We start from the raw sequence: 15,540 nt of genomic DNA, 5'->3' as shown, positions 1-15,540 counted from the left end.
GGCGGGGAACAGTGATAACAGGTAGTGTGAATAAATGAATACTCAGCAATTAGCAAAACTTCGCTCTGTTGTGCCTGAAATGCGTCGGGTCAGGCATATCCATTTTGTCGGTATCGGTGGTGCCGGCATGGGCGGTATTGCTGAAGTGTTAGCCAATGAAGGTTATCAGATCAGTGGTTCTGATCTGGCGCCAAATCCGGTCACTCAGCATCTGAGCGCTTTGGGTGCAACCCTCTATTTTAATCATCGTCCGGAAAATGTGATCGATGCCAGTGTAGTGGTGGTATCCAGTGCCATTTCGCAGGATAACCCGGAACTGGTGGCGGCCCGTGAAGCCCGGATTCCGGTGATCCGCCGCGCAGAGATGCTGGCCGAACTGATGCGCTTCCGTCACGGTATTGCGGTTGCCGGTACCCACGGCAAAACTACCACGACGGCCATGGTTTCCAGTATCTATGCCGAAGGTGGTCTTGATCCGACTTTCGTGAATGGCGGACTGGTAAAAGCAGCCGGTACTCATGCACGTTTAGGCAGCAGCCGTTACCTGATTGCAGAAGCCGATGAAAGTGATGCCTCATTTTTACATTTGCAGCCGATGGTTGCGATTGTGACCAATATTGAAGCAGACCATATGGACACTTATCAGGGGGATTTTGAGAACCTGAAACAGACGTTCGTTAATTTTCTGCATAACCTGCCGTTCTATGGTCGGGCGGTGCTCTGTGTGGACGATCCGGTGATCCGCGAACTGATACCACGTATCGGGCGGCAGATTACGACTTACGGATTCAGTGAAGATGCTGATGTCAGGATCGAAGATTATCAGCAGCACGGAGCGCAGGGGCATTTCCGCGTCATCCGCCAGGATAAACCGGTGCTGAATGTCACCCTGAATGCACCCGGCCGGCATAATGCGCTGAATGCAGCTGCAGCAGTCAGTGTTGCCAGCGAAGAAGGTATTGATGATGCTGATATTCTGGCGGCATTAGAAAGTTTTCAGGGCACCGGACGGCGTTTTGATCTGCTGGGGGAATACCCGACAGAGCCGGTAAATGGTCTGCCGGGGAGCGCTATGCTGGTCGATGATTATGGTCACCATCCGACAGAAGTGGATGCCACCATCAAGGCGGCACGTGCCGGATGGCCGGATAAAAAGCTGGTGATGATCTTCCAGCCTCACCGCTATACCCGTACCCGCGATCTGTTTGATGATTTCGCCAATGTTCTGTGTCAGGCCGATGCACTGCTGATGCTGGATGTTTACCCGGCCGGTGAAACACCGATTGCCGGTGCCGACAGCCGGGCGCTGTGCCGCTCTATCCGTAACCGTGGCAAGGTCGACCCTATCCTGGTGGCCGATAACGAAATGCTGTCCGAGATGCTGGCTCCGGTACTGAGCGGAAATGATCTTATTCTGGCCCAGGGGGCCGGGACAGTCGGACGTATTGCCCGTACCCTTGCCGATCATAAATTGCAACACACTGACCGGGCGGAGCAGCAGCATGACTGAGAAAATTGCTGTTCTGATGGGCGGTACTTCCGCCGAACGTGAAGTGTCACTGGATTCCGGACGTGCGGTGCTGGCCGGATTACGGGCTGCCGGACTGGATGCCGCCGGCATTGATACCCGTGATCATTCGGTACTTGAACTCAGGCAGCAGGGGTTCACCAGAGCATTTATTGCGTTGCATGGCCGTGGCGGTGAAGATGGTACCCTGCAGGCAATACTGGACTTTACAGGGCTGCCTTATACCGGGAGCGGGGTGATGGCTTCGGCCATCACTATGGATAAAGTGCGTTGTAAGCTGTTATGGCAGGGGGCCGGATTACCGACCAGCCGTTTCGTATGGCTGACCCGTCAGCAGCTGACCGCAGGTCTGGATAACGCCGTCAGTGAACAGATCGCTGCACTCGGGCTGCCGTTATTTGTAAAACCTGGTAACGAAGGCTCCAGCGTCGGTATTAGCCGGGTGAATCATCCGGATGAGCTGATGGATGCATTAGCACTGGCGTTTCAATACGATAACGATGTTCTGGTGGAAGCTTTTCTCAGCGGTGCTGAGTATACGGTTGCAATTGTTGGCGATAAAGTTCTGCCTTCGATACGAATTCAGGCTAAAACAGAATTTTACGACTACAATGCAAAGTATCTTGCTGATGACACAGAATATTTTTGCCCGTCAGGATTAGATGAGCAACAACAGAATTTACTGAATGAATTAGTGATGGCGGCATGGCACTCTTTAGGCTGTCGTGGATGGGGCCGTGTCGATGTAATGATGGATGCTGAAGGTCATTTTCAGCTGTTAGAGGTTAACACATCGCCTGGTATGACCAGCCATAGTCTGGTGCCGATGGCGGCTAAGCAGGCAGGTATCGATTTTTCGCAGTTGGTGACCACTATTCTGGAGTTAACAGACTGATATGTCTCAGGCGGCTTTAAATACACGGAACCGGGAACCACAGGATCGTATGGGATCCGGACGTAGTAATGGATCGCGCCTGTTCGGAATGATCTTCTTATTACTGGTTGTCGGTACCATGGTACTGGGCGGAGTGATGGTACTGAAATGGATGGATGATGCGTCCCGCTTACCACTATCAAAACTGGTAGTGACCGGCGAAACCCGTTACACCACCCATGATGATATTCGCCAGGCCATTTTGTCCCTCGGGCCGCCCGGCACTTTTATGTCGCAAAATGTTGATGTGATACAGCAACAGATAGAGCGGCTTCCCTGGATAAAACAGGTAAGTGTACGTAAACAGTGGCCTGATGAATTAAAGATTCATCTGGTTGAATATGTTCCCGTAGCCCGCTGGAATGATCAGAATGTTGTTGATGCGGACGGTGTTTCTTTCAGTTTACCGGTGAACCAGGCCGGGCAGCAGTCCATGCCGATGTTGTATGGGCCTGAAGGCAGTGAGAAAGAAGTGATGGCCGGATTCTATCAGATGAGTGATATGTTAAAGCCATCAAAAATTACCCTGAAAGCCGCATCCATGACAGCAAGGCGTTCATGGCAACTGGTGACCAGCGACGATATGAAAATCGAACTGGGACGTGATGAAACAATGAAGCGCCTTCAGCGCTTTATTGACCTCGACCCGGTACTGCTCCGGCAGGCACAGGCAGAGAACAAACGGATAGGTTATGTGGACTTGCGCTATGAGTCCGGTGCGGCTGTTGGTTGGGTGGCCGCCCCGGTCGATCCACAAAACAGTAATCAGCAACACAAGCAGGCACAGGCTGAACAACAATGATCAAGGCAACGGACAGAAAACTTGTAGTAGGACTTGAAATCGGCACCGCTAAGGTTGCTGCCCTTGTTGGGGAGATTCTGCCCGATGGTATGGTAAACATTATCGGGGTAGGCAGCTGCCCGTCCCGCGGGATGGATAAAGGCGGAGTGAACGACCTTGAGTCGGTAGTGAAGTGTGTTCAGCGGGCCATTGACCAGGCTGAACTGATGGCGGACTGTCAGATATCGTCAGTTTACCTGGCACTTTCCGGTAAACATATTAGCTGTCAGAACGAAATCGGGATGGTTCCGATTTCAGAAGAGGAAGTAACCCAGGATGATGTTGAGAATGTGGTGCATACGGCGAAATCCGTGCGTGTCCGTGATGAACATCGTATTCTGCATGTTATTCCTCAGGAATACGCCATCGATTATCAGGAAGGGATTAAAAACCCGGTAGGATTATCGGGGGTCAGAATGCAGGCGAAAGTGCACCTGATCACTTGTCATAACGATATGGCGAAAAACATTGTCAAAGCCGTGGAACGCTGCGGACTGAAAGTTGACCAGCTGATTTTTGCCGGACTGGCATCCAGCTATGCGGTATTAACCGAAGATGAGCGCGAGCTGGGTGTCTGTGTGGTTGATATTGGTGGTGGTACAATGGATATGGCGGTATACACCGGTGGCGCTTTGCGTCATACCAAAGTTATCCCTTATGCGGGGAACGTGGTCACCAGTGATATTGCCTATGCTTTCGGTACACCGCCGACAGATGCTGAAGCGATTAAAGTCCGTCATGGCTGCGCGTTAGGTTCGATGGTTGGCAAAGACGAAAATGTCGAAGTGCCGAGCGTTGGCGGACGTCCGCCACGCAGTCTGCAACGTCAGACTCTGGCAGAAGTTATCGAACCACGTTACACGGAATTGTTAAACCTGGTGAACGACGAAATCCTTGAATTACAGGAACAGTTACGTCAGCAGGGAGTGAAGCATCATCTGGCGGCCGGTATTGTGTTAACCGGCGGGGCAGGGCAGATAGAAGGTCTTGCCGCCTGTGCACAACGGGTATTCCATACCCAGGTGCGTATTGGCCAGCCATTGAATATTACCGGTCTGACTGACTATGCGCAGGAACCTTACTATTCAACAGCCGTGGGCTTGTTGCATTACGGTAAGGAATCGCACATGGGGGGTGAGGGCGATAACGAAAAAAGAGCATCGGTCGGCGGCTGGTTTAAACGAATCAACAGCTGGCTGAAAAAAGAGTTTTAATTTTTACTAAAGGAGATCATGCTAACAGCATTTATGGTCTCCAGGCGACAGGCACATAACGGAGAGAAATCATGTTTGAACCTATGGAATTAACCAACGATGCGGTGATAAAAGTCATCGGCGTTGGCGGTGGCGGCGGTAATGCCGTAGAACACATGGTACGTGAGCGTATCGAAGGTGTTGAATTCTTTGCGGTAAATACCGATGCTCAGGCGTTGCGTAAAACGGCTGTTGGCCAGACTATCCAGATTGGTAATAACATTACCAAAGGTCTGGGGGCCGGTGCTAACCCTGAAGTCGGCCGTAATTCAGCCGAAGAAGACAGGGAAGCACTGCGTGCGGCCCTGGATGGCGCTGATATGGTATTTATCGCCGCCGGTATGGGTGGTGGTACTGGTACCGGTGCCGCCCCGGTTGTGGCTGAAGTGGCTAAAGACCTGGGTATTCTGACGGTAGCGGTGGTCACTAAACCGTTTAACTTTGAAGGCAAAAAGCGTATGGCTTTTGCCGAGCAGGGAATTGCTGAACTTTCCAAGCATGTGGATTCATTAATTACTATCCCGAATGATAAGCTGCTGAAAGTGCTGGGGCGTGGTATTTCATTACTGGATGCTTTTGGCGCGGCGAATGATGTATTAAAAGGTGCGGTTCAGGGTATTGCTGAACTGATTACCCGTCCGGGTCTGATGAACGTCGACTTTGCAGACGTACGTACCGTGATGTCAGAGATGGGGTACGCCATGATGGGCTCAGGTGTTGCCTGTGGTGAAGACCGTGCGGAAGAAGCCGCTGAAATGGCAATTTCCAGCCCGCTGCTGGAAGATATCGATCTGTCCGGTGCCCGCGGAGTACTGGTTAACATCACTGCCGGCTTTGACCTGCGTCTGGATGAGTTTGAGACGGTGGGTAATACTATCCGTGCTTTCGCTTCAGACAATGCGACCGTGGTTATCGGTACGTCTCTGGACCCGGAAATGAACGACGAACTGCGCGTGACTGTGGTAGCAACCGGTATTGGTATGGACAAACGTCCTGAAATCACTCTGGTGACCAATAAAACGGCCAGCCAGCCAGTGATGGATCATCGTTATCAGCAGCACGGTATGACTCCGTTACCTCAGGAGCAGAAACCGGCGGCGAAAGTGGTTAATGACCCGGCAGGCCAGGCGAATAAAGAACCTGACTATCTGGATATTCCGGCATTTTTACGCAAGCAGGCTGACTAAGAATATACCGATATTTGGCCTTGCTCGCTCTTTGTGCTAAAATGGCGGCCATTAAGTAGTGTATAGTCACGAACAAAAGTAATATTGCGAGATTAATACGATGATCAAACAAAGGACATTAAAACGTATTGTTCAGGCGACAGGTATCGGTTTACATACCGGTAAGAAAGTCAGCCTGACACTGCGCCCTGCGCCGGCCAACACCGGGGTCATCTATCGTCGCACTGACTTGAATCCACCGGTAGATTTCCCGGCTGATGCAAAATACGTGCGCGATACCATGCTGAGCACCTGCCTGGTTAACGATGAAGGGGTGCGTATTTCAACCGTTGAGCATTTAAACTCAGCGCTGGCCGGACTGGGTATCGATAACATTATTGTTGAAGTCGATGCGCCGGAAATCCCGATTATGGATGGCAGTGCTGCGCCGTTTGTTTACCTTCTGCTGGATGCAGGGGTAGAGGAACTGAACAGTGCTAAGAAATTTGTTCGTATTAAACAAGCGGTTCGTGTTGAAGACGGTGATAAATGGGCAGAGCTGACTCCTTATAATGGTTTCTCTCTCGACTTTACTATCGATTTTAAACACCCGGCGATTGATTCAAGTTCACAACGTTATCAGCTGAACTTTTCCGCCGATGCGTTTGTTCGCCAGATTAGCCGTGCCCGTACCTTCGGTTTTATGCATGAAATTGAGTATCTGCAGTCTCGTGGCCTGTGCCTGGGCGGAAGTCTTGACTGTGCGATTGGCCTTGATGAATTTCGTGTCCTGAACGAAGAAGGTCTGCGTTTTGAAGACGAGTTTGTACGTCACAAAATGCTGGATGCTATCGGTGACTTATTTATGTGTGGCCATAATGTGATTGGCGCTTTCAGCGCTTATAAATCCGGCCATGCTCTGAATAATAAGTTACTGCAGGCAGTACTGGCAAAACAGGAAGCCTGGGAATGGGCGACCTTCGAAGATGACAAAGAATTGCCACAGGCCTTCCAGGCACCGAATCTGGTTCTGGCCTGATAGCCTCTGATAACAGCAGGTATTACTGATACTCTCTCCGGTCAGTAAGCCTGCTGTTTTTTTTACCTCTCTGTTTCGCTGAAAAAAACATCATAAACACCTGATTTCTGCCCCCGTTTCTTATTCTCTGATGTTGAAAACCACCATTAGTGTTACTATCTCTTCTCTATCAGATGACATATCCGGCCGGCTTTCGCAGGGATAGCTGAATGTACCCCCGGAAATGCAGGTATCAGTTTTCAATGGACAGACAGTGATCGGAATTTTTGCACGTTGGCGACAACTTGGCATGCGTTATTTCTGGCCGCATCTCCTTCTGGGGATGGTCGCGGCGAGTCTTGGCTTGCCGGTAGCAAATGCTCAGGTGGTTGAGTCTGGTAACGGTACCGATGTCCCTGCCAATACATTATTCATTGGTCATGCCGCCCGGTTTGAGAACCTGCTTCGTATTCGCGATACGGTGCGCCGTCCGGGGCTGAGTGTTGACTACTGGCATCAGCATGCCATCAGAGTGGTGATACGCCACCTGTCTTTTTCTTTACCGCAGCTTCAGCCCGAAGCTCAGCAGCAATTACTGCCGCTGACAGTTCAAAAAATCGCGGTATTACAATCGCTGCATGCATTACTGACTAACGGGCGACCAGCCGTCAGTCCTTCCCCCGGGCGGACGTTGATCTATACCGGTAAGCTTGCTGTTTTTAATAGCGGCCTTTGGCTGGCGGGCGTTCAGGGTATCCGGGCCGGGCCTGTTAGCGTCTGAACCCTGATATTCGTTGATTCCCTGATTTTTTGCAGCCCAAATTGCTGAATTGAGATTATAAAAATGGTCATGAAATTATTAACAAAAATTTTCGGTAGCAGTAATGATCGTACTTTACGCCGCATGCGTAAGACGGTTGATATTATTAATAAAATGGAACCTGAGTTCACCGCTCTCTCGGATGAACAATTAAAAGCAAAAACAGTTGAGTTCCGTGAACGACTGGAAAAAGGTGAAGCTTTAGAAAGCCTGATTCCGGAGGCTTTTGCCACCGTACGTGAAGCCAGCCGCCGGATTTTTAACATGCGTCACTTCGATGTGCAGTTAATGGGCGGTATGGTCCTTAATGAGCGTTGTATTGCAGAGATGCGTACCGGTGAGGGTAAAACCCTGACGGCAACCCTGCCCGCTTATCTGAATGCCCTGTCAGGGAAAGGTGTACACGTTGTTACGGTCAATGACTATCTGGCCCAGCGTGATGCGGAAAATAACCGTCCGCTATTCGAATATCTCGGACTGACTGTGGGTATCAACCTGCCGGGTATGCCTGCCCCGGCGAAACGTGAAGCTTATGGTGCCGACATTACTTACGGTACTAACAATGAATATGGCTTCGACTATCTGCGTGACAATATGGCATTCAGCCCTGAAGAGCGTGTGCAGCGTAAGCTGCATTATGCGCTGGTGGATGAAGTTGACTCCATTCTGATCGATGAAGCCCGTACGCCGCTGATTATTTCCGGTCCTGCCGAAGACAGCTCAGAGCTGTATATCAAGGTCAATAAAGTGATCCCGCATCTGGTACGTCAGGAGAAAGAAGACTCCGATACGTTCCAGGGAGAAGGTGATTTCTCGGTAGACGAAAAATCGCGGCAGGTTCATCTGACGGAACGCGGACTGGTAAAAATTGAACAACTGCTGGTCAGTCAGGGAATTATGGAAGAAGGTGAGTCTGTATATTCACCGACTAACATTATGCTGATGCACCACGTGACCGCAGCACTGCGTGCCCACGCTCTGTTTACCCGTGACGTTGATTATATTGTGAAAGACGGTGAAGTTGTTATCGTCGATGAGCACACGGGACGCACTATGCAGGGCCGTCGCTGGTCTGATGGTCTGCATCAGGCAGTAGAAGCCAAAGAAGGGGTTGACATCCAGAACGAAAACCAGACTCTGGCTTCAATTACTTTCCAGAACTATTTCCGCTTGTACGAGAAACTGGCCGGTATGACCGGGACTGCGGATACTGAAGCCTTTGAATTCAGTTCAATCTACAAACTGGATACGATCGTTCTGCCGACTAATCGTCCGATGGTGCGTAAAGATCTCCCTGACCTGGTCTATATGACCGAGAAAGAAAAAATCGATGCTATTATCGAAGATATCCGCGAGCGTACGGCGAACGGTCAGCCGGTACTGGTGGGGACAATCTCCATCGAAAAATCTGAAGTGGTCTCCAGTGAACTGGCGAAAGCAGGTATCAGGCATAATGTACTGAATGCGAAGTTCCATGCCAGTGAAGCGGATATTATTGCCCAGGCCGGTCAGCCTGGTGCGGTGACGATTGCTACCAACATGGCCGGTCGTGGTACCGATATTATGCTGGGTGGCAGCTGGCATGCGGAAGTTGAAGCCCGTCAGAATCCGGATGAAGAAGAAATCAGTGCTATTAAAGCTGAGTGGCAAAAACGTCACGATGCAGTACTGGAATCCGGTGGTTTACATATTATCGGTACTGAACGTCATGAATCACGCCGTATTGATAACCAGTTGCGTGGACGTGCCGGTCGTCAGGGGGATAAAGGGTCTTCTCGTTTCTACCTGTCGATGGAAGATGCCCTGATGCGTATTTTTGCATCAGACCGTGTGTCGGGCATGATGCGTAAACTGGGAATGAAACCAGGCGAAGCGATTGAGCATCCGTGGGTAACCAAGGCAATAGCAAACGCACAGCGTAAAGTTGAAAGCCGTAACTTTGATATCCGTAAACAGTTGCTGGAGTACGATGACGTTGCAAGTGATCAGCGCCGTGCTATCTATACACAGCGTAACGAACTGCTGGACGTCTCTGATGTGAGCGAAACTATCAGTGGGATACGTGATGATGTCATGGCCGCGACCATTGACAGTTATATCCCGCCACAGTCTCTGGAAGAAATGTGGGATGTACCGGGGCTGGAAGAACGGTTACGTAATGATTTCGATCTGGATTTACCGATTGCAGAATGGCTGGATAAAGAGCCTGAACTGCATGAAGAAACCTTACGTGAGCGGATCATGCAGCGTGCTCTGGAAAACTACAATGAAAAAGAAACTGTCGTTGGCACCGAGATGATGCGTAACTTCGAAAAAGGCGTCATGCTTCAGACTCTGGACTCATTGTGGAAAGAACATCTGGCGGCCATGGACTATCTGCGTCAGGGGATCCATTTACGTGGTTATGCACAGAAAGATCCTAAGCAGGAGTATAAACGCGAATCTTTCGCTATGTTTGCCAATATGCTGGAATCACTGAAGTATGAAGTGATTAGTACTCTGAGCAAAGTTCAGGTACGTATGCCGGAAGAAATTGAAGCCCTGGAGCAGCAACGTCGCGAAGAAGCGGAACGCTTAGCCAGTCAGCAACAGCTAAGCCATGTGGATTCTGAAACCGAAGCCGCTGAAGAGTTAGCAGCGCAGGGCGGTGAACGTAAAGTCGGGCGTAATGATCCCTGCCCGTGCGGGTCCGGCAAAAAGTATAAGCAATGTCACGGCCGTATTGCCTGAGTGTCAGCGACCCGGCCTTGTGGCCGGGTTCTCAGGAAATAAACACAAGGTCCATGGCAACATGGACCTTTTTAGTGGCTGTCAGAAGGGGCTGTTGCAGTTAAACCTTGTAATAGCAACACTGCAGAGTGAATCAAAAAGGGTAATTAATGAAACATCTTCAGGTAGCGGTGGGGATTATCCGTGATCCGGTGCGTGGTATTTTTCTGGCACAACGCTCATCAACTTCTCATATGGCGAACAAATGGGAATTTCCCGGTGGAAAGCTTGAGCAGGGAGAAACGGCTGAGCAGGCACTGAGGCGCGAGCTGATGGAAGAAACCGGCATTGAGGTCGTTTCAGCTCAGCCGGCAGGCAGTGCCGATCACACTTACGATGATGTGCGGGTCACACTCTATTTCTTTATTGTTGATCAGTGGCAGGGCGAGCCGTGGGGTAAAGAAGGTCAGCCGCAGCGCTGGGTACAGCCACAGGATTTATGTGCCGAAGAATTTCCGCCGGCAAACCATCGGCTGGTCGAAAAACTGGTAACAGGGCAGCTGTAAAACAGGGACCGGCAATAGGTCATTCTATTGCCGCTGAGCATTCAGTCTGTTGCGGATTATTCGCCGCTCCACTCTTCATCTTCAGAAAGTTTATCGTCTGCCGGGATCCGTTTTTCTTCGGCAGCCCATTCTCCCAAATCGATCATCTGGCAGCGCTTTGAGCAAAACGGCCGCCACGGACTGAGTTGATCCCAGATGACGTCTTTACGGCATTGTGGGCACTGAACCGTGGTAATCTCTTCCTGCATACATTCCTCTTAACAACATGCGAGTTCAAACGATAATCGCGAGGGGATCTCGCTCTCCCCGGTATCCATCGGCAAAAAACGGATGGCATAGCGATTTTTATGGCCGGAGATTTGCGGATACAATGTGACAGCGCTATCCAGCGTTAGCCGTAACAGGTCGGCATCTTCGGCCGTATCCTGAAAGAAACCATTCAGGCTTATTTGTGGCTGAAAACTACCAGACTGACGGATCAATTCCAACACTGAGGTTAAACTTTCCTGTAATGGCCGCAGAGTGTCGTACCATTCTTCGGTCTGCTCCTGACGTTCATTGTCCGGCAGGTTTAACCATATATGAAGGGCCGGCAGGTCAAAGCTGCAACATCCGCCGGGGATACTCAGACGCTGGCGAACCTGGCTGATAAAACGATCTTCTCTGAGTTGCTGACCCATACGCGGTGCAGTCAGTAGCTGCACTGACTGACTTTTCAGTTTCTGCTGTAATTCTGTGACTCTGGCCGTATCCACTCCGCTGACATTCAGCCAGCTCTGTAGCTTGTGCTGTTGCCTGTCCAGTTCTTTCACCAAATCTGCCCGCATATCTCCGCGGTCGAAGATATCCAGTAAGTCAGCGATGCCCCGAAAAAAACTCAATGCAGAGACCGGACTGCTGACCGGCATACTGCCGGTTAACTGTTGTAACAGGTATTCAATTCTCAGCCAGGTGCGCATTTTTTCGTTTAACGGATATTCAAACAAAACAACACTGCTCATGGTACAGATCCTTTTTTTGCGGATGCCAGTGACTGATAGCGCTGATACAACATGGCCACCTTTTGCTGTTGTTCGGCAGGAGAGCCTGAATTATCAATCACATCATCGGCAATCTCTAACCGGGATTGCCGGCTGGCCTGGGCCGCCAGAATATCAGCTGCCTGCTGACGGGTAATATTATCTCTGGCCATTGTACGCCGGACCTGAGTTTCTTCATCAACATCAACCACCAGAACCCGATCGGCGCGGTTATGCAGCCGGTTTTCGGCCAGTAATGGCACGACCCACAGGCACCAGTCATCGGCAATTTGGTCAATTAATTGTTGTGTCCGTTGCTGGATCAGCGGATGCAGCAGATTGTTCAGCCAGTTTTTACTTTCGGCGTCAGCAAATATCTGCTGTCTCAGCCAGCTGCGGTTCAGCCCGCCATCGGCTAATAAGACCCTGTCGCCAAAGTACTGATGAATTTTTTTGAGGGCCGGAGTACCGGCTTGTACAACCTGACGGGAGACTATATCGGCATCAATAACTTTTACCCCGCAACGGGCAAACATCTCTGCAATTGTGGTCTTACCGCTACCGATCCCCCCGGTGAGCGCAACAACATAGGGCATATCACATATATCCTGACAGTAAGCGGAGTGACGGTAATCAGCAGAGATTATTGACTGGCTGACTGGGCGTAATTATCTCTGTCTGACGGGCAAATTGTAGCGCAATAAAAACTAAAAACGCAGTCTTGTTGTTGCTTTATTGCGGGCTGCGGCCTGACCAGCGAATACAAGGTGTCTGATCATAGCAGCAGACCCGAACCTGTGTATTGACGGAGATATTACGCCGGGACTGACCGGTGTTCTTATCTGGCCGACGTGTTCGACACGACAGAACTGCTCTCAGTCAGAACCTGTGCTGGCTTTTATCTCCGGGCCCCCGGACTGCATGGCTGCCGTACCCGCTGGCCTTCAGGGCGGGGAGCGTATCAAAATAGCGCATCACCGAGGCTGAACATTGGCAGATACATAGCAATCACAATGCTCCCGGTAATGATTGCGGTAATAATCAACATGACTGGCTCTACTGAGGCTGCCAGGCTGCCCGCTTTTTGTCGGACAATATTTTCGAACCAGTCCGCCAGCCGGACAAACAGTATATCTGATGCACCGGTCTGTTCTCCGAGCCGTGTCAGTAAGTAACATAACTGTGGAAATTCGTTCCGCAGCCGAAGGCCGGATGACAGAGGTTGTCCTTGCTCAATATGTTGCTGCAGTGCACAGAGAGCCTGCTGCCATAAACCCCGGCCGTGAAGATTTTGCGTAATTGTCAGGCCTTCACGTAACGGGAGTCCTGCCCGCTGGGTCAGAGCCAGTACGCTGAATATCCGGGCCAGTACCGCAGCCTGCCACAGGCAACCCGCGAGAGGGACTTTCAGCAGCAGGCGCTGTTCAGTGACTATCCAGTCAGGAAAGTGTTTTCTCGCGGTTCGCCAGAACGCTGTCAGTATCACAGTGAGCACCAGCACTGCCGGAGCTACCGATAACAGGAAATCTGACAGATTAATCAGCTGACGGGTAAATGCGGGCAGGGGAGTATCTGATGAGCGATAAATGGCTGCAAACTCCGGCAGAACCCATAGCAGCATCGCGGTACTGATCAGGCATGTCAGCAGCAGAATAAATAGTGGATAGCGCAGGGCTTTGGTCAGTTTTTTTTTAACTTCATTTCACGTTGTTGCTGTTCTGCCAGCTGTCTACAACATTGTTCCAGGTGACCTGTTTGTTCACCGGCATACACCAGCGAGATACATAACAGGGGAAATATTTCCGGCCAGCAGCGCAAAGCGGCCGAAAAGGTAACGCCGGACAGTATCTGCTGCTGTAACTGTATCAGTAACGCCTGCCAGGCTTTTTGCGGGTGGCCTTCTGCCAGCAGTCCCAGCCCGTCGGCCAGCGGCAGGCCGGCCTGTAGCAGGATACTGATTTGGCTGAAAATCAGTATTCTTTGCTCGCATCGCCAGTAACCGGGCGGACAGAACTTTTTTTTTGTGATTCTGACGGGGACCAGGCCATCATCGTTCAGTATACGGGATAACTGATGACGGTGTCTCACCAGCCTGTACCCCTCACAAGGCTGCCCTTTACTGTTTACGGCTTGCCAGTAAAACAAAGCATAGTTACTCACGATTGCCCCCGATCACCCGTAATATTTCGGACCATGAAGTGATCCCTTTTTCGACCGCATTGATACCGGTGCTGAATAATGATCGGCCTCCCTGACGGCAGGCGATTTCACGCAATGTCTCCGGAGAGGCATCACTGGCTATCGCCTGGTGTAATGCACCACAGACCGGCAGTATTTCAAACAGTGCGATACGCCCGTAATAGCCGGAAAAGCAGTGGTCGCATCCGTCGGCCAGCCAGTGCCCTAAAGGGGATTTCCGGACAGAAGCGGGGAGCCTGATCTCCGTTCCGGCCGGATGACGGCAGTGAGTACAGAGTTTTCGTACCAGCCGCTGTGCAATGACCAGCCGGAGTGATGCGGCCAGCAGGTAACCGGCGATACCCATCTGCCGGAGGCGTATCAGCGTCTCTCCGGTAGAATTGGTGTGCAGGGTTGAAAGGACCAGATGTCCGGTCTGGGCGGCCTTTACCGCAATATCTGCCGTGTCGTTATCCCGTATTTCTCCGATCATAATCACATCCGGATCCTGGCGGAGTAAAGCCCGCAGGATAAGGGAAAAATCGAGTCCGGCTTTACTGTTGAGCTGTGTCTGGTTCACGCCTTCCAGCGGTATCTCGATGGGATCTTCAACCGTAGAGAGGTTTTTATCCGGGGTATTCAGCTGGCTCAGCAGACTATATAGCGTGAAGGTTTTACCGCTGCCGGTCGGGCCGGTCACCAGAATCATTCCCTGAGGCTGGCGGAGAATAGTAAGCACCTGTTGTAAGTCATCTTTATCAAAACCAAGCTGTGCCGGGGCCAGAGCTTGTTTGACTGAGCGCAGACGTCTGATAACCAGTTTTTCACCACAGCGGGTCGCCAGTGTCGAAAGGCGGAAACTGTGGTTTTCACCGTCCAGAGTCAGGCTCAGCTGACCATCCTGCGGGAGCCTGGTTTCGGCAATATCCAGCCCGGCCAGTACTTTAAACCGTGCAACCAGCGCCTCTGCCGTGCAACTGGCCGTCAGCGGAGTAGGATGCAGTAAACCGTCTATCCGTAACCTTATTACCGGCCCCAGCGGGGTCGATTCCAGATGTATATCTGATGCCCGTTGCTGAATTGCGCGGGATAATAACTGTTCAGCGATCAGCGGTACTGTCTGCGGTTCAGGTTCAGCTAACGACAATGAATGTGACGATTGTTGCCTGCGCTGACTTTCGATACGGGCCTGCGGCCAGTATTCGAATTCGATCTGGCGCTGGCTGGCAAAGCGTAAGGCATCAGTAATATCGGGCGGCGGAGGGGTAACGACCGCGAGCCTCAGATATTTTGTGTCATAAGAGATAATGCAGGCAGGCAGCTGGCGGCAGAGAACTTCCAGTGGCAGGGAGATCATAGTCCCTCCTGCTGATCATCAAACCGGAACTGTGACTTACAGTTATTAAGTAGCAGGCTGTTTTCGCTCTGGCATTTTTTTGGTTCATCGCACCTTAGCGTGAATTAATAGAAAACGGCGGTAAAAGTGGTTAGTTTTGTATTCGCCAAAA

General features: G+C 51.0%; 15 protein-coding genes. 9 read left to right on the top strand and 6 right to left on the bottom strand.

Going from position 1 to position 15,540, the window contains the following annotated elements; genetic code table 11:
• The first annotated feature begins 34 nt into the window (after window positions 1–34).
• The 9 genes from murC to mutT all read left to right on the top strand — a co-directional run bounded on the left by murC (window position 35) and on the right by mutT (window position 10,835).
• Window positions 35–1,510, top strand: a complete 1,476-nt coding sequence (gene murC, locus JK211_RS14340; RefSeq protein WP_212709356.1) for a UDP-N-acetylmuramate--L-alanine ligase — start codon at window positions 35–37, stop codon at window positions 1,508–1,510.
• Window positions 1,503–2,423: a D-alanine--D-alanine ligase gene (locus JK211_RS14335; RefSeq protein ID WP_212709355.1), complete on the top strand. Its 921-nt coding sequence runs from the start codon at window positions 1,503–1,505 to the stop codon at window positions 2,421–2,423. Before murC ends, JK211_RS14335 begins: the two co-directional genes overlap by 8 nt.
• A gap of 1 nt (window position 2,424) precedes the next feature.
• Window positions 2,425–3,264 (top strand): cell division protein FtsQ, encoded by an 840-nt coding sequence (gene ftsQ / locus JK211_RS14330; RefSeq protein WP_212709354.1) that lies wholly within the window; start codon window positions 2,425–2,427, stop codon window positions 3,262–3,264.
• Window positions 3,261–4,517 (top strand): cell division protein FtsA, encoded by a 1,257-nt coding sequence (gene ftsA, locus JK211_RS14325; protein WP_212709353.1) that lies wholly within the window; start codon window positions 3,261–3,263, stop codon window positions 4,515–4,517. The genes ftsQ and ftsA overlap by 4 nt, the downstream gene beginning before the upstream one ends.
• 71 nt (window positions 4,518–4,588) lie before the next feature.
• Window positions 4,589–5,743, top strand: coding sequence for a cell division protein FtsZ (ftsZ, locus tag JK211_RS14320; protein WP_212709352.1), 1,155 nt, complete (start codon window positions 4,589–4,591; stop codon window positions 5,741–5,743).
• A 100-nt stretch (window positions 5,744–5,843) separates the two neighbouring features.
• Complete coding sequence (gene lpxC / locus JK211_RS14315; RefSeq protein WP_212709351.1) at window positions 5,844–6,761, top strand: UDP-3-O-acyl-N-acetylglucosamine deacetylase; 918 nt, start codon at window positions 5,844–5,846, stop codon at window positions 6,759–6,761.
• 253 nt (window positions 6,762–7,014) lie between these two features.
• Complete coding sequence (gene secM / locus JK211_RS14310) at window positions 7,015–7,521, top strand: secA translation cis-regulator SecM (protein WP_212709350.1); 507 nt, start codon at window positions 7,015–7,017, stop codon at window positions 7,519–7,521.
• A 63-nt stretch (window positions 7,522–7,584) separates the two neighbouring features.
• The gene (gene secA / locus JK211_RS14305; protein ID WP_212709349.1) at window positions 7,585–10,290 is read left to right on the top strand and encodes a preprotein translocase subunit SecA; all 2,706 of its coding nucleotides are present in this window, start codon (window positions 7,585–7,587) and stop codon (window positions 10,288–10,290) included.
• Between the two features lie 149 nt (window positions 10,291–10,439).
• Window positions 10,440–10,835, top strand: a complete 396-nt coding sequence (gene mutT, locus JK211_RS14300) for an 8-oxo-dGTP diphosphatase MutT (RefSeq protein WP_212709348.1) — start codon at window positions 10,440–10,442, stop codon at window positions 10,833–10,835.
• Between the two features lie 56 nt (window positions 10,836–10,891).
• Here mutT and yacG read toward each other — a convergent pair whose 3' ends face one another.
• The 6 genes from yacG to gspE all read right to left on the bottom strand — a co-directional run bounded on the left by yacG (window position 10,892) and on the right by gspE (window position 15,389).
• Entirely contained in the window at window positions 10,892–11,083 is a 192-nt protein-coding gene (gene yacG / locus JK211_RS14295; protein WP_212709347.1) for a DNA gyrase inhibitor YacG, read from the bottom strand.
• A 9-nt stretch (window positions 11,084–11,092) separates the two neighbouring features.
• Window positions 11,093–11,836, bottom strand: a complete 744-nt coding sequence (zapD, locus tag JK211_RS14290) for a cell division protein ZapD (protein WP_212709346.1) — start codon at window positions 11,834–11,836, stop codon at window positions 11,093–11,095.
• Window positions 11,833–12,450 carry a dephospho-CoA kinase gene (coaE, locus tag JK211_RS14285; protein WP_212709345.1) on the bottom strand — a complete coding sequence of 206 codons (618 nt, stop codon included), beginning with the start codon at window positions 12,448–12,450 and terminating at the stop codon, window positions 11,833–11,835. The genes zapD and coaE overlap by 4 nt, the downstream gene beginning before the upstream one ends.
• 365 nt (window positions 12,451–12,815) lie before the next feature.
• A complete protein-coding gene (locus JK211_RS14280; protein ID WP_212709344.1) occupies window positions 12,816–13,475 on the bottom strand; it encodes a type II secretion system F family protein in 660 nt (219 codons plus the stop codon).
• Between the two features lie 59 nt (window positions 13,476–13,534).
• Window positions 13,535–14,014, bottom strand: coding sequence for a type II secretion system F family protein (locus JK211_RS14275; RefSeq protein WP_212709343.1), 480 nt, complete (start codon window positions 14,012–14,014; stop codon window positions 13,535–13,537).
• Complete coding sequence (gene gspE, locus JK211_RS14270; protein WP_212709342.1) at window positions 14,007–15,389, bottom strand: type II secretion system protein GspE; 1,383 nt, start codon at window positions 15,387–15,389, stop codon at window positions 14,007–14,009. The genes JK211_RS14275 and gspE overlap by 8 nt, the downstream gene beginning before the upstream one ends.
• Window positions 15,390–15,540: the final 151 nt, after the last annotated feature.

Origin of the sequence: Tatumella sp. JGM130 (genome assembly GCF_018257525.1) — a bacterium.
Lineage (GTDB): Bacteria > Pseudomonadota > Gammaproteobacteria > Enterobacterales > Enterobacteriaceae > Tatumella > Tatumella punctata.
Note: the sequence above shows the minus strand (reverse complement) of the source record. Positions and strands in the feature narration are given on the sequence as shown.

Coding starts and splice junctions, on each gene's coding strand:
- JK211_RS14335 (WP_212709355.1), top strand. CDS start 1,503: ATGACTGAGAAAATTGCTGTTCTGATGGGCGGTACTTCCGCCGAACGT.
- ftsA (WP_212709353.1), top strand. CDS start 3,261: ATGATCAAGGCAACGGACAGAAAACTTGTAGTAGGACTTGAAATCGGC.
- coaE (WP_212709345.1), bottom strand. CDS start 12,450: ATGCCCTATGTTGTTGCGCTCACCGGGGGGATCGGTAGCGGTAAGACC.
- JK211_RS14280 (WP_212709344.1), bottom strand. CDS start 13,475: ATGCTGCTATGGGTTCTGCCGGAGTTTGCAGCCATTTATCGCTCATCA.
- zapD (WP_212709346.1), bottom strand. CDS start 11,836: ATGAGCAGTGTTGTTTTGTTTGAATATCCGTTAAACGAAAAAATGCGC.
- lpxC (WP_212709351.1), top strand. CDS start 5,844: ATGATCAAACAAAGGACATTAAAACGTATTGTTCAGGCGACAGGTATC.
- murC (WP_212709356.1), top strand. CDS start 35: ATGAATACTCAGCAATTAGCAAAACTTCGCTCTGTTGTGCCTGAAATG.
- ftsQ (WP_212709354.1), top strand. CDS start 2,425: ATGTCTCAGGCGGCTTTAAATACACGGAACCGGGAACCACAGGATCGT.
- yacG (WP_212709347.1), bottom strand. CDS start 11,083: ATGCAGGAAGAGATTACCACGGTTCAGTGCCCACAATGCCGTAAAGAC.
- ftsZ (WP_212709352.1), top strand. CDS start 4,589: ATGTTTGAACCTATGGAATTAACCAACGATGCGGTGATAAAAGTCATC.
- secA (WP_212709349.1), top strand. CDS start 7,585: ATGGTCATGAAATTATTAACAAAAATTTTCGGTAGCAGTAATGATCGT.
- mutT (WP_212709348.1), top strand. CDS start 10,440: ATGAAACATCTTCAGGTAGCGGTGGGGATTATCCGTGATCCGGTGCGT.
- gspE (WP_212709342.1), bottom strand. CDS start 15,389: ATGATCTCCCTGCCACTGGAAGTTCTCTGCCGCCAGCTGCCTGCCTGC.